We start from the raw sequence: 19,715 nt of genomic DNA, 5'->3' as shown, positions 1-19,715 counted from the left end.
TTCCCTTTCAGTTGAATGAATTAATAACGATCGAGTTCTGGATTAGCAACCAACTTACCCCAGAATGTAAACAGTCCGACCCCCGCACGAATCCGTTCCGCGATAATGGTCCCAACCACAAGCCCGATGGCAGAAAAAGACAGCACAATCTGTAAATTCAGATCATCCAGTAACAGACAAACCGGACCTGCCAGTAATACACCAAACAAAGCAGGAAAAAACGCGATCATGAGCCAGAGCGTACAGGCAACAAAACCAGACACAATTTTCAACACAGTGACATCCTTATTCACGTGATGTTCAAATAACAACAAGAACGATCCTAATCCTCAATGCATGATGTTGCACTGAAGAAGGAGAATAAGTGTTAAGAATTGTGATCCGGTGCAAAAGCAAGCGTTTACGTGTAAATAAATGATTTTGAATGGGTTATTTGTCATCTCCATGAAATATTCTGCAAAACATTTGTGAAGGCACTATTTTGTTGCGCCCTGTCATCCATAATGCAAAGACTTTGTTAAATTTGGACGTTCATACAAGGAGGCAACATTGAATCCGCATTATGACTTTATCATCATTGGCGCTGGATCCGCGGGCTGCGTGCTTGCCAACCGCTTATCTGAAAGTGGCCAATATTCCGTATTGGTGCTTGAAGCTGGTCCATCGGATCGGACGCCACTGGTCAGTACGCCCGCCGCATTTGCCTGCTTTATGTTCTCGAAAAAATATAACTGGGCTTACAACGCAACCTCAGACCCTGCGCTTCGCCATGGGCAGCCGGTCTTTGTGCCTCGGGGGAAAGTGCTGGGCGGCAGCTCATCCGTGAATGCCATGCTCTATGTCCGGGGACAGAAAGAAGATTATGATCATTGGGCATCGCTGGGAAATCAGGGTTGGGGATATCAGGACATGCTGCCCTACTTCAAGAAAGCAGAAAGCAATGAACGCGGCGGCTGTGACTATCATGGCGACAGCGGCCCTTTGCACGTGAGTGATCCCCAACCGCAATTTCCTGTGATGAGTACCTTCATTCAGGCCAGTCTGGAAGCAGGTTTCCCCTTCAACCCGGATTTTAACGGCGAAACTCAGGAAGGCGTCGGATTTTATCAATGCACCATCAAGGCGGGTCAACGATGTGGTGCAGCCCGCGCCTATTTACATCCGGCCATGACCCGCAAAAACCTGAAGGTGCTGACAGGTGCGCTGGTAAAGAAGATCATCATTCAGGATCATCAGGCCGTCGCTGTCACCTTCCTGCATCAACGTCAAACGCATACCATTCATGCCAACCGGGAAATACTTCTCAGTGGTGGCGCAATCAACTCCCCGCAATTGCTCATGCTCTCCGGCATTGGCGATCAGGCGCATCTGGCTCAGCATGGCATTCCCTGTCAGCAACACCTGCCGGGCGTCGGACAAAATTTGCAGGAGCATGTTGATGCCTGCGTGCTGGTGAAAAGCCGGAAAAAAGATGGCGTGACCACATCGTTCAGCGGCGTGATGAAGATGGTGCCTGAAGTCGTGAAATATATCCGGCGAAAAGAAGGGAAACTCTCTAGTCCCGTGTCGGAAGCGGGTGGCTTTCTGAAATCACGCGACGACCTGGACCGCCCGGATATCCAATTACATATGCTGCCTGCCCTGTTCGACGACAGCGGTCGCGACCTCAAGCTCATGTCACAGCATGGTTACGCCTGTCATGTCTGTGTTCTGCGCCCGAAAAGCAGCGGTTCAGTGACGCTCCATTCCACCGATCCCAAGGCCGCGCCTGTGATTGATTTTAATTTCTTCTCGCACGATGAAGACAAACAGGTCTTAATTGACGGAATCCGACAGCTTCGCAAAATTCTGGCGGCGCCAGCGTTTGATGACTACCGGGCAGAAGAGCTGAGCCCGGGCACAGGCGCCGAATCCGACGAGGCCATCTTCGAGCAAATCAAGCAACGGATCGGCCTGGTCTTTCACCCGGTGGGCACCTGTAAAATGGGGCACGACGACATGGCCGTGGTTGACTCGGAACTGAAAGTTCACGGTATCAGGAACTTACGGGTTGTGGACGCATCAATCATGCCGACACTCATCAGCGGCAATACCAACGCGCCAACCATTGCAATTGCCGAAAAAGCTGCGGACCTGATCTGCAATCCCGTCCGCATACGCGACACTACCCCTGAAATCGCGACGGTTTAGGCGCCACCCAATCGGCCAGTTGCGTCTGGCCGATTCACCTCACGGCAGATTAATTTGCCAGGACACGCCAAACCGATCATTCACCCAACCAAAACGCTGGCTGAAACCATAATTTTCAGCAGGCATCAGCGCATTGCCACCTTCAGATAAAGCGGCGTAAACGCGCTCAAATTCCTCAATGGACTCGCAATCCACAAACACCGACATGGCTGGTGTAAACGTGAACTGATGCGATACAAAGGAGTCAATGGCCATAAACTCCCGGCCTGCAAGGGTGAACACAGCCACCCGGATTTTTCCCGCAGCATCGCCGTCTTCATAACGATCAATCGATTTGATCTCAGAAAACTCGAATAAGCGGGTATAAAGATTGATCGCCTCTTCGGCATCACCTTCAAACATCAGATGTGTTCGGACCGCTGTAACCATCGCTATGGCTCCTCTTCAGATCAATCAGTCCGCAGAAACAGCAACGGATTCAGAGGGTGTAATGCTTCGTAAAACCCGGCACGGGTTTCCGGCAGCAACACTGTTGTCCGGGATATCTTTCGTGACCACACTGCCCGCACCAATCACGCAGTTATTACCGATACGAATGCCCGGCAAGACACTGACATTGCCACCCAGCCATACGTTGTCGCCAATTGAAATGGGCGCACCATCTTCTGTTTGCAAGCGTTCCACAGGATCAATCGGATGTGTCGCCGCAGAAATCATCACATTCGGGCCGATGAACGCATTCTTGCCAATGCGTACCGGGCAAACATCCAGAATCGTCAGATTGTGGTTGGCATAGAAATTTTCTCCCAGCGTAATGTTGTAACCATAGTCGCAGTAGAAAGAGGGTTCCATGTGCGCATTGCCCTGGAATTGAACCTGCGCTGCTAAAATCGCCATCCGCGCTTCCGTATCCCCGGGATCCGCCAGATTAAAACGGTGACACATCAATTTAGCGGCCTTGCGATCCGCAATCAAGGCTCCATCCCGAGCGTTATAAGGCAGCCCAGCCATCATTTTTTCTTTTTCTGTCATCGATTCTGACACGGTCTTCCTCCTGAGTTCACTCACAACGCAACGCCATATAATGCCAGTTGACCACCCTGCGGCAAATCTTCCTGAATGCGCTCAAATTGAAATCCTAATCGCGCCAGCAGTTGAATACAGCGCGTATTCTGAGCATCGGTGATCGCGACCAAGCGTTTCAGGTTCATGTGTTGTTTTGCAAAGTCCCGAAGACACCCGGCCGCTTCAAACGCATACCCCAGCCCTTCATATTCAGGCAGATAGCCGTACCCCAAATCGATATCCTGCAGGGAGTCCCGCTTGATCAGGCCGCATATCCCAATGGGTGTATCATCCGATTTCAGGCTCACCCGCAGTAAGCCCATGCCCGGGACGTCGTATAGCCGGATTAAGTTCTGGATCAGATACCGTTGTGCATCTTGCCGGCTATGCAGTTGCTTATCGCCGACGAAACGCAAAAATCCTGCGGTGTTGTATAAGGCATAAATAAAATCAACGTCTGACTCTGTCAGCGGCCTGATATTCAAACGCTCAGTCGATAAAATAGTCACGGCTGGCCCTCTGCCAATGATTTCACCAGATAATGTCTGTCCGCATTCTGCGGGAAATCCTCGAGCGTCATCACGCAGCGGTATCCTTGCTTTTCATAGAAGGGCCGGGCCTGAAAACTGAACGTATCGAGCAGCACAGAATGACATCCACACGCTTTGGCATGGTGTTCAATCTGCGTCAGTAGCTGGCGGCCAATGCCCTGATGCTGAAGAGACGGATCAACCCAGAGGAAATCAATTTGGAGCCATTTTCCCCACACCATTCCACTGACACCACCCAGTCTTTTCCCTTGCGGATCATGATAAAAGCAAGCGACAGGTTGCCTGTCGATGGTCCCGAGATGCGGCAGATTATGCGCACGTAACCCCGTGCGAATGACTTCAATGTCCTCTTCGGTCGGTGCCGTCGTCAATGTAATACCAGCGCTCATGTCCTTCCTTGCAGCTTTTTTCGATGATGAATGCACTTGTGCTTCAAATCGGTACAAATGCAGACAATGCTGCGTTTAGCGAGGAAAAGCAACAGGAGCATTTTTATGAAGGGGAATCAACGCGGATCAAATCAGTTCATACAGATGACCGATCCAAGCGGATGAACTCAGGCCGCCACTTCTTCCGGTCGCAACGTCAGGACTTCATAGCCGGTTTCCGTCACCAGAACCGTATGTTCCCATTGCGCCGAGAGCTTTTTATCTTTGGTGACGACCGTCCAGCCATCTTTTTTAGTTTTGGTTTTGAACGTGCCTTCATTGATCATGGGTTCAATCGTAAAGGTCATCCCGGGCTGTAACTTTAAGCCACGTCCTTTCAAGCCGACATGCAGCACTTGCGGGTCTTCATGCATCTCCCGGCCGATGCCATGACCACAATATTCACGGACCACAGAATACCCACGACTCTCAGCATGCTTTTGAATAGCATACCCGATGTCACCCAGCGTCGCCCCCGGTCTGACCTGCTTAATCCCTTCCCACATCGCTTCATAGGTAATTTTCACCAAACGCATGGCATGCGGCTGAACCTCACCAATGCAGTACATTTTACTGGAGTCTGCAATAAAACCGTTTTTCTCTAACGTGATATCCACGTTAATGATATCTCCCGATTTCAGCAGCCGATGCTCATCCGGCATGCCATGACAAACCACTTCATTAATTGACGTGTTCAGGACATAGGGATAATCATACTGACCTTTACTGGCCGGGCGGGCTGACAGCTCACCGGTAATCAATGCTTCCACCCGATCGTTAATGGCCATGGTCGACACACCAGCAGCGACAAAATCATCCAACATGGTGAAGACCGAAGCCAGTAAACGCCCCGATTCCCGCATCAGTTCAATTTCTTCCGCAGTTTTCAGCTTAATTTTGTTCATGCATCAATTCCTGAACCGAGACCGCATCACTCAGTAGCAGCTTACGAATCAGTTCGTTATAAGTGAGTGTCGGATTCATTTCTGCCAGCAGCCCGATTTTGATCCAAAACTCAGCCTGAGCATTAATGGAGCGTGACATCGACTGACTGGCTTTTCGGATCTCTTCGTGAAGTTCTTCCGAGATTTTAACAATTCCCATTTTGCGACTCGCATCTTATACGTTTGATATACGAATTGTATACGTTATATATATTCCTTTCAACAGAATGGGATCAGGATCCAAGTCGGTCTTTTCCGACACAACCGGACTTTGCTTTCTGAACGCAGGCGCACAATAATATCGCCCAGTTATTCATATTCGAGCAGTATCATGATTCAGGTACCCATTACGCCCCGTCCCAACTGGAAAACCCTTGCCGATGAGTTTGGATTTCGCTTCCATACACTGGATGGCGAACCTTACTGGATGGAAGATCGCTACTATCAGTTCTCGCTGAAGCAAATTGAAGAAGATCTGGAAGCGCCAACCGCGGAACTTCATGAAATGAGTCTGGAAGCGACAGAACGCGTGATCCGGGATGAACAATTACTGCGTAAATTTCAGATCCCGGAGAACATGTGGGATCTAATTGCGAGCTCCTGGAAACAGAAAGCACCCAGTTTATACGGGCGACTGGATTTTTCTTATGATGGAAAGCAGCCTGCCAAACTTCTCGAATTTAACAGCGATACGCCCACCTCACTGTATGAAGCCAGCTTCTGGCAGTGGTTGTGGCTGGAAGATCAGGTCAATGCCGGCAAACTGCCGCGACGGGCGGATCAGTTTAACCTGATTCAGGAACTCATGATTCAGCGGATGGCCGCATTGGGGAACTATCAGCCCGGCCAGACACTGCACTTTGCCTGCTGCCGGGACAGCATTGAAGACAGAGACACGGTGCAATATCTGGAAGATTGTGCAAAAGAAGCCGGCCTGAACATTGCGTTTGTTTACGTGGAAGATATTGGCGTGAACGAAGACGGCGAATTTACCGATCTGGATGATCACCCGATCCGATGGATGTTCAAGCTGTATCCCTGGGAATTTATGTTTCGTGAGGAGTACGCCGTTCATCTGAAAACAGCCAATGTGAACTGGCTGGAGCCAATGTGGAAGAGCATCAGCTCCAATAAAGCCATTCTGCCACTGCTGTGGGAGATGTTTCCGAATCACCCGAACTTACTGCCAACATACTTTGCCGATGATCCCAAAGCAGCCAGCCTGACTGATTTTGTGAAAAAGCCAATTTTCAGCCGGGAAGGCTCTAATATCAGTGTTCACCGCGCGGGCCAGATCCTGCAACATGAGCCCGGCCCATATGGAGAAGAAGGCTATATTGTGCAGCAATACACGCAGTTGCCTCGCTTTGGTCACAACCATATGCTGATCGGCAGTTGGCTCATCAATGACGAGCCCGCCGGATTAACCATCCGGGAAGATGTCGGATACATCACCAAAGATACCTCAATGTTTATTCCGCATATTATTCTGGATTAATATTTCCCGACGGTAAGCGGCGGAGGTCTCCGACTCTTTCAGTACGGCGATTCCCTCCCCTTGGCAAGGGGAGGACCAGGGTGGGGTTGGAACTGCGCGCACGGATTTGGCATTTTCACCATCGAAACCGCATCAATCTGGAAGCACAATAACACCGAGTGGTTCCAGCAATTGCGCTTGTTGCCAGTCGCAGATTTTCACTCCTGTTAAATCGACTTTTCGCGGATCAAGCCCATCAAGTTCAGAATGGCTGAGATCTGCCCCCTGGACAGAAAACTGTCCCCAGCAGTCTTCAGAGAAAACACTTCTGCATAAATCCGCCCCTTTCAAAGATGCTCCCCGTAAGTTCGCCCCATACCATTTGTTTTCAAATAATTCACATTTTTCAAGACACTGGCGTTCAAAATTGGCATAGCTTAAATTGCAGCCAGTAATAAAAGCAGCGCAAAAATACATTTGATGACTGACCTGATTCACAAAACTCGCCTGAATAAAATTGGCGCCTTTCAGGTCGCTGTCTCTGAATTCGATGCCGAAACAATTAGCACCTTTAAAATTTGCCAACGCTAACTGACAATCTTTAAAACTCGCATCACGTAAGTCGCAATAAGCAAAATCACAGCCTTCAAGAGCACCCGGCTCAATCAACTTACAGTTTTCAAAGACAGCATCCCTCAAATTAGCCCGACTAAAGTCACAACGATAAAACTGACAGTGCTTGAAGACAGCCTCTGATAAATCCTGACGGGAAAAACTAACCTGATTAAATAATTCATTTTCTTTGTGCATCATCGTCTCCTTCAATTTGAATCAGAGACTAACACTGCGGATGTACGGAAGAAAGAAAAACAACCCCTTGAAAAACAAATATTTAAAACACCCTTATTTCGCCATTTTAAGGCACCAAATCGACGCGTAGAGACACGAAACTCGAATATTCCGACGCCGTAGACGAAGAAAAAATTTTATACCCGCAGGAGGCGGCGGAGGGCGATTCCATTAAATGAGCAGATGCTCGGCTGCGCTGCAAACATCATGCGCAGCACGGCTGGATTTATCCTAAGGAAATGAAAAATGAAAGTTCTATTGATACTTGATTTCCCAAGTCAATACCGCCTTATTTTTATGCTGACTTGGAAAAGCAACTCAGGTCATATTTATCGCTGAATCAATAAAAGTTGATTTGCCTGCAGCGCCACATCTGCCACTTTGTCGATGAGATCCGCTTGTTTGCTAACAATTTCCCCGACAGACATCCAGCGGCAATCACTGGCATCATCCCCCGCTTGTAAATCTCCGGCCACATACCGGCAGAGCACGGGCACCAGAATAAAATGATGATGCCGGTTGTCTGCATCGAATTCGTTCACTTCAACGACTTCCAGCAGTTGCTCAGCGATAGCCTGCACGCTGGTTTCTTCTTTCAGTTCGCGCACGGCGGCATCACGCAGGCTTTCTCCCGGCCAGACGGATCCACCGGGAAAGCCCCAGCCGCCTTTTTGTGGTTCATTTTTACGCTGAACGAGGATGAGCTGATCATCTTGATAGGTGATGGCAAGTACAGCCACTTTGGGCGAGGAGAGTGATGATTGAGAATGAGTCATGCTAGGCTTCCGAAAAAGTTAACGGCCGCCATGATATCGCAGGTTACTTGGGGATCAAACCGGAGACCCCGCTTGTAAAAATCGGTAAAGCGAAGGATTGTCCCTCCCCCCTGTATCAAGGGAGGGAAATCAGCGACACTGCATCAGTTCAGTGGTTTGATCGGCGCTGTTTTATATTCCTGATCCAGTTGATCATTGATTTTGATGTAGTCTTCACCTTTTGCATCGTAAATCGATGGTTTTTGTGTCACCACATTTTCACCGGTCCAGAATTCAATCGGGTTCAGCACCATGTAATCTGCCACTGTGGTGACGGCATAAACCGGAGACATCAAAATTGTCAGGCCACCTCGTGCATACCGGTTATCCACCGCATCCATATTAAGTTTCATCGTCGCCTGTGTGGCAGCCATCTGCCCCGCACATCCAGTCAGCAAAGACGCCAGAGAAACCGCCACAAAGATCATTTTTTTCATCTTCAATACCCCTGTCAAAAGAAGGGCTGAAGTGTACCAACCGGCTTATTTTTTGGAATCCGGGATGTGTCAAACCTCGTCAAAATTCAGCATGGGTTCAGAAATAAAACAACGTTCTATTGATATGGAGAATCGTTCATGCTTCTGGCTTTGATAGCGGGAATACCAGTGACAAAAAAGTAACTATTCTTTATCAAAACTATCTACGATGATCGCGCCCATCGACGCAGGCATGGCAATGACGAATGCACGCTTCACCGCAACAATCCAGTTTTCCAGAATTGGAAACTGATCAAGCGAAAACAGGATCAGGCAAACCACTAAATAAGTGATCAGATAAGCACCAAAGACACGCGCCAGAAAAACAGGAACCCGACGCCGGATATTCTGGCCAAACATGGACTGGTAGGCATAGAGACCAATGAATGCCAGCGTTAAGGCAACAAGCACGATCAGGTTCAGCAGCGGCAGGGTTTCGCTCAGTTGCCAGGCTTCTTCAGAGAACGAGATGGGTACGCCCAGCGCAAAAGCGCCGATCACAATCTGGCCTAAATCTTCTGCATTGAATTTCCAATCCATTGATTGCCCCGGTTCTGTTGATGTGGATCTGTGCTGACTACAAACTCGGACTGTTCCTCCCCCTTTTCAAGGGGGAGGCTAGGTGGGGGTGACTGTGCACAAATGTCAAATCCATGCGCGCTGTTCGAACCCCACCCTGGCCCTCCCCTTGCCAAGGGGAGGCAATTGCCGTGCTGACAACAAACTCTGACTGTCCCTCCCCCTTTTCAAGGGGAGGAACATCCGGGGTTAACCCAGCAAAAACATGCTGCCCAAGCCTAAGAAGGTAAAGAAGCCCACGACATCGGTGACTGTGGTCAGAATCACGGATCCGGACAATGCCGGATCGATTTCGTATTTATCCAAAATCACCGGAATCACAACTCCGGAAACCGCGGCGACGATAATATTAATCGTAATGGCTGCAGCAATCACACCACCAATCGGAATACTGCTGAACCAAAATGCTGCAATGATCGCAATCACAATGGCCCAAAGCACCCCATTCAGACAAGCCACCAGCAGCTCTTTTTTCGCCAGCGTCCACACGTTACCAAACGTGATCTGGCCCATGGCTAAACCACGAATGATCAAGGTCAGCGTCTGGCTGCCGGCAATTCCCCCCATGGAAGCAACAATGGGCATCAAGACTGCCAGTGCAACCACCTGACTCAGGGTGGCTTCAAACAACCCGATAGTCCAGGATGCCAGAAAAGCGGTCAGCAGATTAATACCCAGCCACAAAGCACGCCGTTTCGCACTGAGCCAGACAGGGGAAAACAGATCCGTGTCTTCATCCAGACCTGCTCGTGCCATCAGTTTGGCTTCATAGTTTTCACGCGTGATTTCCATCGCCAGACGCAGGGTCGCCCGCCCGACGAAACGGCCATGCTCATCCACCACTGCCATGGCCGCCTGATCGGAGTGCTCCAAACGTTCCGAGGCATCATCCACATCCATGTCCGCCTTCAAAGGTGATGCAATATCATCTTCAAGGCTATCGACTCGCGCCTGACCATCCGCTGCCAACAGCACGGATAAGGTCACTTCGCCTTTGTACATGCCTTTTTTGTCGACGATGTAAACCCGGTCCAGCATCGGATATTCTGCACGACGTACGGCACGAAGCGCCTCAGCAACCCGGGTATTTGGTGTCAGCATGACCAGACTGTGATCCACAAAACGGCCAATCTGCTCTTCATCATATTGCTGGCTTTGTTCATACCAGGTTTTCTGATCCTGACTCATTTTCGCCAGTGCAAAATCGACCAGTTTGTCGGACAGACTCTGCGACAGCTCGATCAGATCTTCTGCATCCAGGCCATGCAACATGGCCCGAAGATCGGGCATGCTCAGGTTGTCGATCAGCACACTTCGGGCATCTCCGCGCATCGCTACCAGCACGTCGACCCGTTCTTCTGGTGCAACGGTTTGCCACAAGGCCAAACGTTCATCAATCGGGAGGGTTTCTAACAACAAGCCAATTTCTGAAGTTTCCAGCACTTCAGTGGCTTCATTAAACACGCGCTCCTGCTCTTCATCATGAGCACGGTTCAGATCCTCAACCCACTGACTCAATTCCTGCTGCGGTAAAAGGTCTTTGACGGCTGTTTTGTTCTCTTCTTCAGTCATACTTCTGTCTTTTAATCGTTTTTATGGGGTGACCTGCGGCGCTGCAGACGGCTGTGGTGGCTCCGGTACTGGCTTTGGCAACTCGGGCAGTTTGGTCAGTTTAATGACTGCTTTTTGCAAAATAATGTTATTGGGATAAGTCACCAGACTGCCATCGACCCGCTCGATCAGGACATGGAACATGGTGATATCTTGAATCACACCACTGATGTCTTCATCTTTATCGACCACTTTCACCATATCGCCAATGCGGTACGGAAAGGCAAAAAAGATCAGCACACTGGCCGTCACATTACTGAGCATGGACCACTGGGCGAACAATGCGACACCCAAAACCGCAAATGCAGACGAGAAAAACAGCGAAATATCGCTATACCCCAGCCCCAGACTAATCACGGTAATGCTGAAGAGTACGAAAAACACCACGGAAGACAGCACCCGCGAAATAAACCGGACTCTGGCTTCACTGACCATTTTGGTCGTACCCAGTTTGGTGAGCCAAAGATTCAGTACGCGCTTGGCAATCATGTAAACAATCAGGAAAGTCAGAATCACCAGCAGGTTATAGCTCAACCGACTTTGTAGAACAGCCTCGAACATTAAATAAATTTCATCCTTCTTAACAAAATGATTTCGAATAAAGTGATTGCAGTGAGTGCAATACAAAACGCCCAGAAAGCCACCGAGGAGTCAACTCCTGGCATGCCGCCGATATTAACCCCCAGCAGGCCGGTAAGAAAACTGATGGGTAGGAAAATAATCGAGATCAATGAAATTAAATAGGTATTTCGGTTCACTTTTTCCGATTGAATTTGCCCCAGATGCTGATTGATGACCTGAATCTGATCAATGTAAAAGTGAATCGATTCGTTAATGCGGATCACCAGATCCCGGCAGTTCAAGAGCTGCATCCGAAACACTTCCAGCGCTGGCATGTCTGCCTGCAGCATATCGTCCAGTGCGTATCGTTGCGGTGTCAGGAAACGACGGATCTTCAGCAACCGCTTATTCAGATTGGCCAGTGACTGGCTGTCGGCCTCATCCTGATGTTCGGCGAAATATTCAATATCTTCTTCAATCGGGTCGAGAAAGCTTTCGATGTTCCGGTTCAGTTTATCAATGATAGTTACCATCATTGCCAGCAAGCTGGCCGGGCTTTTCCCTTCTTCACATTGCTTTCGTGCTTCGGCAATCGCACGGGACGGATACTTTCGGGTCGAGATCAGACTGCCCCGGTAATACAGGAACCGGATACTCAACATATCGTCGGGATTCGTGCCTTCATTCAAATTGATCCCCCGAAGAATCAAAAGAAAAATATCATCGTCCAGTTGCTCAAATCGCGGCCGGGTATCGTCGGCAAGCAAGACAGATATCAACGAGCCGGGAATATCGACAGAAGTCAGCCACTCTTTTAATCCTTTGGCATCACGCTGACAGTGATACCAGCAATCTTCCTCGAGCTGGTTGCAATCTGCCAGTGTAAGCTGACGTGGCTGACCGCCCAATTGCCATCCATCGATAAACCAATCGGTCTCCATTGCCGTATTGACCATAAAAACGCGCCTCCTGTGCGCGAAAATTAAAAGGGTATCGCGAGACACTGTATTTCCCCCGAAGGGGAATACATCAGGTCACATCAACCTCATCACTGACTTCATCCAAAAAGTTTTCGATGTATTGTTCGACTTCTGAACTCGCGCCTTTGCTGAAATAGGCCAGATGGAAAATGGCATCCCCTTCATTGACCAGCGGCATCATCTGCTGACCAATCACAATGCCATCACGGGGTGCAACCAGCGTTTCTTCTCCGTGTCCCAGCGGGGCACTGATATAGGCGAGAACCTGACCTTTCGTCACGCGTTCACCTAAAGCGGCCACACTGCGAAATATGCCGTTTTGTTCGGCTCTGACCCAACTGCTGGAGCGCGCGATAAAAGGCGATGCGCGTTCCTTCTTGCGGCTGACACGCCGAATCATCCCCAGCATTCGCATCACACCAATCACCCCTTTCACCGCCGCAGCAATGATCAGCGGTTCAAAACGTAACGCTTCTCCGCCCTCATAGGTAATCACAGGAATATTGGACGCATCGGCCACAGCGCGCAAAGAGCCTTCACGAATCGCGGCATCCAGAATCACTGGAGTGCCGAAGGCATGTGCCATCTCTGCACTGGCTTCATTGTCAAGATTCGCACGAACCTGCGGCAGATTTGCCCGGTGAATCGCTCCGGTATGCAGATCAATAATATGGGTACATTTTTTGACGACATGTTCACTGAACTGGAAAGCCAGTCTGGCTGCTGTCGACCCCCGTTCAGAACCGGGGAAGCATCGGTTCAGATCGCGACGGTCCGGTAAATAACGGGATTTATGAATAAAACCAAAGACATTCACGACCGGAACAGCCACGAGTGTGCCGTGCAGTTTGTCCGGATTCACTTTGTTCAGTAATTGCCTCACGGCTTCCACGCCGTTCAGTTCATCGCCATGAATGGCGGCACTGACCAGCAGTACCGGGCCCTGATATTTGCCATTCACCACATGGACAGGGATATGCAAGGGTGAATGAGTATAGAGTTGTGCCGCTTCCAGATCGATCGTTGCTGAATGTCCGGGGGGCACTTCCGTGCCCATAAATTCAATAACCTGATTGAGTTTAGCCTTTGCCACTGGTGCGCGTCCTCTGCGGTTTCGCCGTTGATTCTATGTACTTGATTATCATACCGGCAATGTCCTTGCCAGTGGCTTGTTCAATGCCTTCCAAACCTGGTGAAGAATTCACCTCCATGACCAATGGACCCCGTTGTGAGCGAAGCAGATCCACACCGGCAACTCGCAGGCCCATCACTTTTGCCGCCTGAACCGCCGTTTTACGCTCTTCGGGCGTGATCCGAATCAGAGAGGCAGACCCACCCCGATGCAGATTGGAGCGGAACTCTCCTTCAGCCCCCTGACGCTTCATCGCAGCGATCACTTTATCGCCAATCACAAAACAGCGGATATCCGCACCGCCGGCTTCTTTGATGTATTCCTGCACCATGATGTTGGCTTTCAGGCCGAGAAACGCTTCAATCACGCTTTCGGCGGCTTTTCGGGTTTCCGCCAGCACAACCCCAATCCCTTGCGTCCCTTCCAGCAGCTTGATCACTACAGGTGCACCGCCGACCATTTCCAGCAAGTCGCCAATATCATCCGGCTTGCTTGCAAAACCAGTGATCGGCATCCCCACCCCTTTTCGGGAGAGTAGCTGTAAGGAACGCAACTTATCGCGGGAACGCGTGATTGCCACCGACTCATTCACCGGAAACACACCCATCATTTCAAACTGCCGCAGGACGGCACAGCCATAAAATGTGACAGAAGCGCCGATGCGCGGGATGATGGCATCAAATCCCGACAAATCCTGGCCTTTGGAATGGATGGAAGGTTTGTCTGAATTGATGTTCATGTAACACCGCAGCGCATCGATGACTTCAACCTCATGCCCGCGTTCACGGCAGGCCTCGATCAAACGTCGGGTTGAATACAGCTTTGAGTTGCGGGAAAGAATGCCGATTTTCATTGTTACTCCAGATAAGCAATTTCAGGTAAAGCAAAACATGGAACAACCGGTGAGATGTCATGCCTCTTCCGGTAAGGCGGTATCTCCGTTCAGTCTGCAGGAACAACATTCCATCCGGGCCTTCAGTCTTTTGAGTGTAGTGAAAACACACCGGACGCAACTCTGGACACCCCCAAAGATTGCAAAGCTGAGGCAACGGAACGCGCCGTCTGTTTCTATACTTTCTGAGGACTGAGAAAAATTTTGCCTTAAGTCCAACAATATAGCGTCAAAAATGGTATCTCGCCTATCAGAATCATCAAGACCCGAAGGAATCAGTTACAGGTTCTCTATCAAACACAGCATGAGCATTCTCCGCAACGCGAGACAAACAGGAAGTCTGTTCATTGCAGGGATCACGATCTGCACGGCCAGTGCGTCTGCGGCAAGCAGCACGCAGGATTTCGGGCCGCTGAAAACCTATGCACAATCACCGATTCAGTCCACCAGTCTAAGTCCGCAGCTCAGAAGCGGATTCGCGCTGCCTGTACATGGCAGAGAGTTTTATCTCAATACGACGGCTGCCAGCATCTGGGCCGAAACCGACGAATACAGAGCAGATTATTACCAGTCCACTTTCAGTACAGGTTTGATGTGGCAGGTCACACCGGGCTGGCAGCTGGAACTGGATGCCAGCTGGCGGGTAGCACTCGAGACACATTTAGATCATCTGACCTTCGGTTTTCACCGCATGTTCGGGATTGATCTGAACGGCAGAGAGGATGTCCCCAGACACAGTTTCGACATCTCCATTCCTGAATACGGCGTTGAGTATTCAGATTTCAAGGGGGAAACACTCACGCGGACCGTCACTCTATACAGTGGCTGGCAGCTATGGGAGCAGCCCGACGAAGCTTTGTCGCTGGGCGCTTCACTCTATTACAACTATGTCGGATCCGGCCCCTTTCATAACCACAACTTCGAACAGGCCCTGCAACTCAATTACAGCTATCATCGGGATCGCCACCGATTTCATACCCTGCTCGCCGGCGTTTACCGCCATCATCCGGCGGCACTGATTCCATACAACAAACTCACTTATGCTGCCGCGGCTGGCTGGCAGTACCAGTTCAACGGCCCGCACCGGTTCCTGCTGGAATACCACTTCTATGAAGGCGCGACCGACGCCACATCCGCTTTATCTCAGCCTTCCAATGAGGTCTTGATCGGGTATCGTTATCACTTCACCACCAGCGTGCTTGAACTCATCCTGATTGAAAACGTCTTTAACATGGATAACAGTCCAGATGTAGCGATTACCTTGGGCTACCGTCAACGCTGGTAAGCACTTCGAATCTTTCCAGCAGAAAATCAATGAACAGGCGGAGTCGATTGGGGATTAACTCCCGTTGCGGATAAACGAAACTGATGGGCACCACAGGCGATTTCCACTCCGGCAGAATCTGGACCAACTCCCCTTTTTCCAGATGCTCCCGACAGATAAACTCCGGTAACATCGCGATGCCCAACCCATCCAGACAAGCACTGACTGCCGAGGTGATGGTGTTCACCCGAAAACGATACGGCAGATCGATGTGAACCCGTTCATCGCCTTGCTCCAATTCCCAGTACGCCAGTTTCACCGCGTTAAAGATCTTGACCTGATGATGAGGGGCCACCAGATCCGCCGGTGTATGAATCTCGCCCTGTGCCGTTAAATAGTCCGGGCTGGCAACCAAAATCCGGCGCGATGAATGAAAGGGCCGGGCAACCATGCCGGAATCATTCATATCACCAACCTGAACATATAAATCGATCCCTTCGGCAACCAAATCCACCTCGCGGTTGCTCAATTCCAGATGAAGGCTGACCAGCGGATACGTTTTCAAGAACTCATTGATATGTTTGCCAAACACTTTTTGACCGATTTCTACCGGCATCACAACGTTCAGGCGCCCGCGAACCAGATCCTGATTTGCAGACACTTCCAGCTCAGCCTGACTGGCAATTTCAACCAACTGTCGGCAGGACTGATAAAAGGTTTCACCTTCATGGGTCAGCACCAGATTCCGGGTGCTCCGGGTCAGCAACCTGACACCCAAGTCCTTTTCCAGGTCAGCAATTTTTCTACTAATGGTCGATTTCGTAATATCCAATGCTTCTGCAGCCTGCGTAAAGCTGCCGCATTCCACCACCTGAGCAAACATTGCCAGCGCATTTAAATCCATGCCTTCACCCATTTAACTAAATTCTGCAACAGTGTTTTCGTTTTTTCCTAACTAATAAACTAATTCATATTTTTTTACAATCACCATCCAAATGATAAATCACAACAATATGAGCACACATGGCTGATCAGTCTTCCCCAAAAAAATCACGTTTTCCCCTGATTGCAGCACTGACTCTGGGCGTTGCTGCCGCTTCTGTCGCCGTTTACTGGTCCAGTTACGGCCGCTATTTTCAATCGACCGATAATGCTTATCTGCAAGGTGAAATCACCAATATCAGTCCGAAAGTGTCCGGTTACATTCAGCAGACCTTTGTCAGTGACAATGATCAGGTTCAGGCCGGTCAGTTACTGGCAATTCTGGATGACCGTGATTATCAGGCCGCCTTCGAAAAAGCCAGCGCCAATCTTGCCGTTGCTGAAGCGGCGATCACCAGCCTTCAGGCTCAATCGATCCTTCAGAAAACGGTGATCCGCCAGTCGGCCAGCCAGGTTGCTTCGGCACAGGCCGATCTCGAACGCGCGGCACAACAGGACCAGCGGGCACGTTCACTGTTGGCGAAAAGCTACTCCTCTCAAGATGAAGTCGATGATGCCCGCTCACATCTGAAAGTCAGCCAGGCCAATATGGATGCTGCCCATGCCAGTCTACAGGCGGCAAAAGATCAGCTCTTAGTCCTGAACAGCCAGAAAGTTCAGGCAGAAGCTGCTGTTCGTGAGGCGAAAGCGCAGGTGAAACAGGCGGAACTGGATCTCAGCTATACCCGCATCACTGCCCCCGTCGACGGTATTGTCGGCAAGCGCAGCCTGCGGATTGGCTTATATGTTCAGCCGGGCATGCCACTCCTGAGTCTGGTTCCTACCAAAACGGTATGGATTGAAGCCAATTTCAAAGAAACTCAGTTGGCCGACATCCAGCAAGGGCAACCGGTCGACATCGCGCTGGATGCTTATCCGGACCAGACGATCACGGGGATGGTTGACAGCTTCTCCCCGGCGACCGGCGCAAAATTCGCCTTACTCCCCCCGGAAAATGCAACTGGCAATTTCACCAAAATTGTCCAGCGTGTGCCGGTGAAAATCGTGATTCCGCATCCGGAGCAATTCAAGGGCCAGCTCTTACCAGGCTTGTCTGTGGTGGCCACCATTGACACCCATCCGGCGTCTGACAAAGCGACGGAAACGCTGGCAAAAGCAGAGGTCAGCCATGAGTGAACAGGCAATGCCCCAAGCGGCCTCTCTGCCTGCACAACCCGCTGAGCATGAGGTGCCACGACGCCACTGGATTGCACTGCTCGGCGGGATGCTGGGCGCTTTTATGGCTATCCTCGACATTCAGATCACCAACTCATCCTTAAAAGATATTCAGGGCGCACTCTCGGCAACACTGGATGAAAGCTCCTGGATTTCGACCTCTTATCTGGTGGCCGAAATGATCGCCATTCCGCTGAGCGGCTGGCTTTCCAGAGCACTGGGCACCCGGCGCTATCTGATTGGCACCACGGTGATTTTCACGATCGCGTCTTTGCTGTGCTCCATCGCCTGGAATATGGAGTCGATGATCCTCTTCCGAGCCATTCAGGGTTTCAGCGGCGGAGCTTTGATCCCACTGGCGTTTTCATTAGTCGTGCAACTGCTCCCGGTCCATAAACGCGCCATTGGCATGGCACTCTTCGGAGTCACCGCGACTTTTGCGCCTTCCATTGGCCCAACGCTGGGCGGATGGCTGACGGAAAACTTCACATGGCATTACATTTTTTATATCAATTTGCCCCCGGCTATCCTGATGGTTGCCATGATCCGTTACGGTCTGGATGATCAGCCCGCGAACCCTGATGCGCTGTGGCAGGCCGACTGGGTTGGTATTGCAACCATGGCAATTGGCCTGGGGTGTCTGGAAGTGATGCTCGAAGAAGGGAATCGGGAAGAATGGTTCAGTTCCCGGTTCATTATCGGACTCACCGTTGTCGCCTGCGTAAGTTTGATTGGATTTGTCATCACCGAGCTGCGGCATCCCAAACCACTGGTGAATCTCCGGTTGCTTAAAAATCCGCATTTTGCCATGTCCGGACTGGCCTACCTGATTCTGGGCATGGCTTTGCTGGGCTCTATCTATGTGCTGCCTTTATATCTGGCTCAGATTCAGCACTACAATGCGTTAGAAATTGGCAAAGTGCTGATGTGGATGGGATTTCCACAACTCTTGCTGTTCCCGTTCATTCCAAAGCTCACCCGGGTGATACAACCCAAATATCTGGTCGCGTTCGGATTTACCATGTTTGGGATCAGTTGCTACGTGAATACCCATATGACAGCCGACTTCGGGGGCCAGCAATTGATTCTGTCCATGTTACTTCGGGCATTGGGCGGACCTTTCATCATCGTGCCGCTGTCCTTGGTCGCGATGCAAACGATCCGCAAGCCAGACACGCCGGATGCATCCACAATCACCAATGTGCTGCGGAATCTGGGCGGTGCATTCAGCATCGCATTGATCGCCACTCTGCTCGACAACAAAGCGCGAGAGCATCTGGCCCGGATCAAAGCCAGTTTACCCAGCGTCAGCAATGATGCCTGGCACCAACTCGCGCAACAGGCAGGGAACTACCTACAGCAAGGCAGCGATCCCAACACCGCCATGCTGAAAGCCAAAGCCAGCCTGGCACAAAGCATGCAAACCGACGCTTACATCATGGCCTACAACGACGTGTTCATGATGATGACCGGCTTTCTCGCCTTTGCCGCCATTCTGATCCTGTCACTGCCCAATGCTGCTCCCGCCAAAGATTAGCGCATTCGGCTGACTTGATACACAAAGCGCCTTGCCTATCAGTTCTGGCAAGGCGCTTACTTTTAGGAACACATCGGAATCAACTTCAGACTGTGAGATGCGAATACCTGCGTTCAGCCATAACGTACGCACCAACATTGTATAGCAGGCATCAGCAGGCTCTAAGATAACGAAAAACGATAAAGCACACGGTTCCAGTCCTATGAA

Annotated in this window: 21 protein-coding genes and 1 pseudogene; 5 read left to right on the top strand and 17 right to left on the bottom strand. The window is 50.4% G+C overall.

The annotated features are described in order from the left end of the window. Nucleotides 1–20: 20 nt before the first annotated feature. Nucleotides 21–275, bottom strand: a complete 255-nt coding sequence (locus tag Q4579_RS13660) for a hypothetical protein (protein ID WP_303564991.1) — start codon at nucleotides 273–275, stop codon at nucleotides 21–23. Between the two features lie 274 nt (nucleotides 276–549). Between Q4579_RS13660 and Q4579_RS13655 the strand changes: the two genes are divergently transcribed. After that, nucleotides 550–2,190, top strand: coding sequence for a GMC family oxidoreductase (locus tag Q4579_RS13655; RefSeq protein WP_303564990.1), 1,641 nt, complete (start codon nucleotides 550–552; stop codon nucleotides 2,188–2,190). Between the two features lie 39 nt (nucleotides 2,191–2,229). Here the strand turns inward: Q4579_RS13655 and Q4579_RS13650 are convergent, their stop codons facing one another. The 6 genes from Q4579_RS13650 to Q4579_RS13625 all read right to left on the bottom strand — a co-directional run bounded on the left by Q4579_RS13650 (nucleotide 2,230) and on the right by Q4579_RS13625 (nucleotide 5,338). Further along, nucleotides 2,230–2,619, bottom strand: coding sequence for a VOC family protein (locus Q4579_RS13650; protein ID WP_303564989.1), 390 nt, complete (start codon nucleotides 2,617–2,619; stop codon nucleotides 2,230–2,232). A 24-nt stretch (nucleotides 2,620–2,643) separates the two neighbouring features. After that, on the bottom strand, nucleotides 2,644–3,222 hold the full coding sequence (locus Q4579_RS13645; RefSeq protein ID WP_303565053.1) for a sugar O-acetyltransferase: 579 nt from the start codon (nucleotides 3,220–3,222) through the stop codon (nucleotides 2,644–2,646). Nucleotides 3,223–3,254: 32 nt separating this feature from the next. Next, nucleotides 3,255–3,764 carry a GNAT family N-acetyltransferase gene (locus Q4579_RS13640; protein WP_303564988.1) on the bottom strand — a complete coding sequence of 170 codons (510 nt, stop codon included), beginning with the start codon at nucleotides 3,762–3,764 and terminating at the stop codon, nucleotides 3,255–3,257. Beyond that, nucleotides 3,761–4,195, bottom strand: a complete 435-nt coding sequence (locus Q4579_RS13635) for an N-acetyltransferase (protein ID WP_303564987.1) — start codon at nucleotides 4,193–4,195, stop codon at nucleotides 3,761–3,763. The genes Q4579_RS13640 and Q4579_RS13635 overlap by 4 nt, the downstream gene beginning before the upstream one ends. A 167-nt stretch (nucleotides 4,196–4,362) precedes the next feature. Further along, a complete protein-coding gene (gene map, locus Q4579_RS13630; protein WP_303564986.1) occupies nucleotides 4,363–5,139 on the bottom strand; it encodes a type I methionyl aminopeptidase in 777 nt (258 codons plus the stop codon). Beyond that, a complete protein-coding gene (locus Q4579_RS13625; RefSeq protein ID WP_303564985.1) occupies nucleotides 5,126–5,338 on the bottom strand; it encodes a ParD-like family protein in 213 nt (70 codons plus the stop codon). Before Q4579_RS13625 ends, map begins: the two co-directional genes overlap by 14 nt. Before the next feature lie 171 nt (nucleotides 5,339–5,509). On the opposite strand from Q4579_RS13625, the gene Q4579_RS13620 reads away from it, so the two are divergent. Further along, complete coding sequence (locus Q4579_RS13620; protein ID WP_303564984.1) at nucleotides 5,510–6,676, top strand: glutathionylspermidine synthase family protein; 1,167 nt, start codon at nucleotides 5,510–5,512, stop codon at nucleotides 6,674–6,676. A gap of 132 nt (nucleotides 6,677–6,808) precedes the next feature. Here Q4579_RS13620 and Q4579_RS13615 read toward each other — a convergent pair whose 3' ends face one another. The 9 genes and pseudogenes from Q4579_RS13615 to rimK form a co-directional block, all read right to left on the bottom strand. Further along, entirely contained in the window at nucleotides 6,809–7,465 is a 657-nt protein-coding gene (locus tag Q4579_RS13615; RefSeq protein ID WP_303564983.1) for a Qnr family pentapeptide repeat protein, read from the bottom strand. A 368-nt stretch (nucleotides 7,466–7,833) separates the two neighbouring features. Then, entirely contained in the window at nucleotides 7,834–8,280 is a 447-nt protein-coding gene (locus tag Q4579_RS13610) for an NUDIX hydrolase (protein ID WP_303564981.1), read from the bottom strand. Between the two features lie 143 nt (nucleotides 8,281–8,423). Next, the gene (locus Q4579_RS13605) at nucleotides 8,424–8,756 is read right to left on the bottom strand and encodes a DUF3332 family protein (protein WP_211651242.1); all 333 of its coding nucleotides are present in this window, start codon (nucleotides 8,754–8,756) and stop codon (nucleotides 8,424–8,426) included. A 183-nt stretch (nucleotides 8,757–8,939) separates the two neighbouring features. After that, nucleotides 8,940–9,344, bottom strand: a pseudogene (locus Q4579_RS13600) (DUF2391 family protein); the annotation flags it as partial. Between the two features lie 219 nt (nucleotides 9,345–9,563). Next, nucleotides 9,564–10,946, bottom strand: a complete 1,383-nt coding sequence (locus tag Q4579_RS13595) for a magnesium transporter (RefSeq protein ID WP_303564978.1) — start codon at nucleotides 10,944–10,946, stop codon at nucleotides 9,564–9,566. 21 nt (nucleotides 10,947–10,967) lie between these two features. Continuing rightward, nucleotides 10,968–11,546, bottom strand: coding sequence for a mechanosensitive ion channel family protein (locus tag Q4579_RS13590; protein ID WP_303564977.1), 579 nt, complete (start codon nucleotides 11,544–11,546; stop codon nucleotides 10,968–10,970). Then, nucleotides 11,546–12,502, bottom strand: coding sequence for a CorA family divalent cation transporter (locus Q4579_RS13585; protein ID WP_303564976.1), 957 nt, complete (start codon nucleotides 12,500–12,502; stop codon nucleotides 11,546–11,548). The genes Q4579_RS13590 and Q4579_RS13585 overlap by 1 nt, the downstream gene beginning before the upstream one ends. Nucleotides 12,503–12,575: 73 nt before the next feature. Then, nucleotides 12,576–13,583: a succinylglutamate desuccinylase/aspartoacylase family protein gene (locus Q4579_RS13580; protein ID WP_303565052.1), complete on the bottom strand. Its 1,008-nt coding sequence runs from the start codon at nucleotides 13,581–13,583 to the stop codon at nucleotides 12,576–12,578. A gap of 22 nt (nucleotides 13,584–13,605) precedes the next feature. Next, complete coding sequence (gene rimK, locus Q4579_RS13575) at nucleotides 13,606–14,511, bottom strand: 30S ribosomal protein S6--L-glutamate ligase (protein WP_303564974.1); 906 nt, start codon at nucleotides 14,509–14,511, stop codon at nucleotides 13,606–13,608. A gap of 343 nt (nucleotides 14,512–14,854) precedes the next feature. Here rimK and Q4579_RS13570 point away from each other — a divergent pair, with 343 nt between their 5' ends. Continuing rightward, nucleotides 14,855–15,835: a DUF3187 family protein gene (locus Q4579_RS13570; protein ID WP_303564973.1), complete on the top strand. Its 981-nt coding sequence runs from the start codon at nucleotides 14,855–14,857 to the stop codon at nucleotides 15,833–15,835. Here Q4579_RS13570 and Q4579_RS13565 read toward each other — a convergent pair. Then, on the bottom strand, nucleotides 15,807–16,718 hold the full coding sequence (locus Q4579_RS13565) for a LysR family transcriptional regulator (protein ID WP_303565051.1): 912 nt from the start codon (nucleotides 16,716–16,718) through the stop codon (nucleotides 15,807–15,809). The genes Q4579_RS13570 and Q4579_RS13565 overlap by 29 nt on opposite strands. 119 nt (nucleotides 16,719–16,837) lie before the next feature. Between Q4579_RS13565 and Q4579_RS13560 the strand changes: the two genes are divergently transcribed. Both Q4579_RS13560 and Q4579_RS13555 read left to right on the top strand, forming a co-directional pair. Then, nucleotides 16,838–17,932, top strand: coding sequence for an HlyD family secretion protein (locus Q4579_RS13560; protein ID WP_303564972.1), 1,095 nt, complete (start codon nucleotides 16,838–16,840; stop codon nucleotides 17,930–17,932). Between the two features lie 7 nt (nucleotides 17,933–17,939). Next, nucleotides 17,940–19,508: a DHA2 family efflux MFS transporter permease subunit gene (locus Q4579_RS13555; protein WP_303565049.1), complete on the top strand. Its 1,569-nt coding sequence runs from the start codon at nucleotides 17,940–17,942 to the stop codon at nucleotides 19,506–19,508. Nucleotides 19,509–19,715: the final 207 nt, after the last annotated feature.

It is taken from the genome of Photobacterium sp. 1_MG-2023, from assembly GCF_030547945.1.
Taxonomy (GTDB): domain Bacteria; phylum Pseudomonadota; class Gammaproteobacteria; order Enterobacterales; family Vibrionaceae; genus Photobacterium.
This window is presented reverse-complemented; position numbering and strand designations above follow the sequence as displayed.

Excerpts from the sequence above, each read along its gene's own strand:
- Q4579_RS13650 (WP_303564989.1), bottom strand. The coding sequence starts at position 2,619 with ATGGTTACAGCGGTCCGAACACATCTGATGTTTGAAGGTGATGCCGAA.
- Q4579_RS13645 (WP_303565053.1), bottom strand. The coding sequence starts at position 3,222 with ATGACAGAAAAAGAAAAAATGATGGCTGGGCTGCCTTATAACGCTCGG.
- Q4579_RS13635 (WP_303564987.1), bottom strand. The coding sequence starts at position 4,195 with ATGAGCGCTGGTATTACATTGACGACGGCACCGACCGAAGAGGACATT.
- map (WP_303564986.1), bottom strand. The coding sequence starts at position 5,139 with ATGAACAAAATTAAGCTGAAAACTGCGGAAGAAATTGAACTGATGCGG.
- Q4579_RS13625 (WP_303564985.1), bottom strand. The coding sequence starts at position 5,338 with ATGGGAATTGTTAAAATCTCGGAAGAACTTCACGAAGAGATCCGAAAA.
- Q4579_RS13620 (WP_303564984.1), top strand. The coding sequence starts at position 5,510 with ATGATTCAGGTACCCATTACGCCCCGTCCCAACTGGAAAACCCTTGCC.
- Q4579_RS13615 (WP_303564983.1), bottom strand. The coding sequence starts at position 7,465 with ATGCACAAAGAAAATGAATTATTTAATCAGGTTAGTTTTTCCCGTCAG.
- Q4579_RS13610 (WP_303564981.1), bottom strand. The coding sequence starts at position 8,280 with ATGACTCATTCTCAATCATCACTCTCCTCGCCCAAAGTGGCTGTACTT.
- Q4579_RS13605 (WP_211651242.1), bottom strand. The coding sequence starts at position 8,756 with ATGAAAAAAATGATCTTTGTGGCGGTTTCTCTGGCGTCTTTGCTGACT.
- Q4579_RS13595 (WP_303564978.1), bottom strand. The coding sequence starts at position 10,946 with ATGACTGAAGAAGAGAACAAAACAGCCGTCAAAGACCTTTTACCGCAG.
- Q4579_RS13590 (WP_303564977.1), bottom strand. The coding sequence starts at position 11,546 with ATGTTCGAGGCTGTTCTACAAAGTCGGTTGAGCTATAACCTGCTGGTG.
- Q4579_RS13585 (WP_303564976.1), bottom strand. The coding sequence starts at position 12,502 with ATGGTCAATACGGCAATGGAGACCGATTGGTTTATCGATGGATGGCAA.
- Q4579_RS13580 (WP_303565052.1), bottom strand. The coding sequence starts at position 13,583 with ATGGGCACGGAAGTGCCCCCCGGACATTCAGCAACGATCGATCTGGAA.
- rimK (WP_303564974.1), bottom strand. The coding sequence starts at position 14,511 with ATGAAAATCGGCATTCTTTCCCGCAACTCAAAGCTGTATTCAACCCGA.
- Q4579_RS13570 (WP_303564973.1), top strand. The coding sequence starts at position 14,855 with ATGAGCATTCTCCGCAACGCGAGACAAACAGGAAGTCTGTTCATTGCA.
- Q4579_RS13565 (WP_303565051.1), bottom strand. The coding sequence starts at position 16,718 with ATGGATTTAAATGCGCTGGCAATGTTTGCTCAGGTGGTGGAATGCGGC.
- Q4579_RS13560 (WP_303564972.1), top strand. The coding sequence starts at position 16,838 with ATGGCTGATCAGTCTTCCCCAAAAAAATCACGTTTTCCCCTGATTGCA.
- Q4579_RS13555 (WP_303565049.1), top strand. The coding sequence starts at position 17,940 with ATGCCCCAAGCGGCCTCTCTGCCTGCACAACCCGCTGAGCATGAGGTG.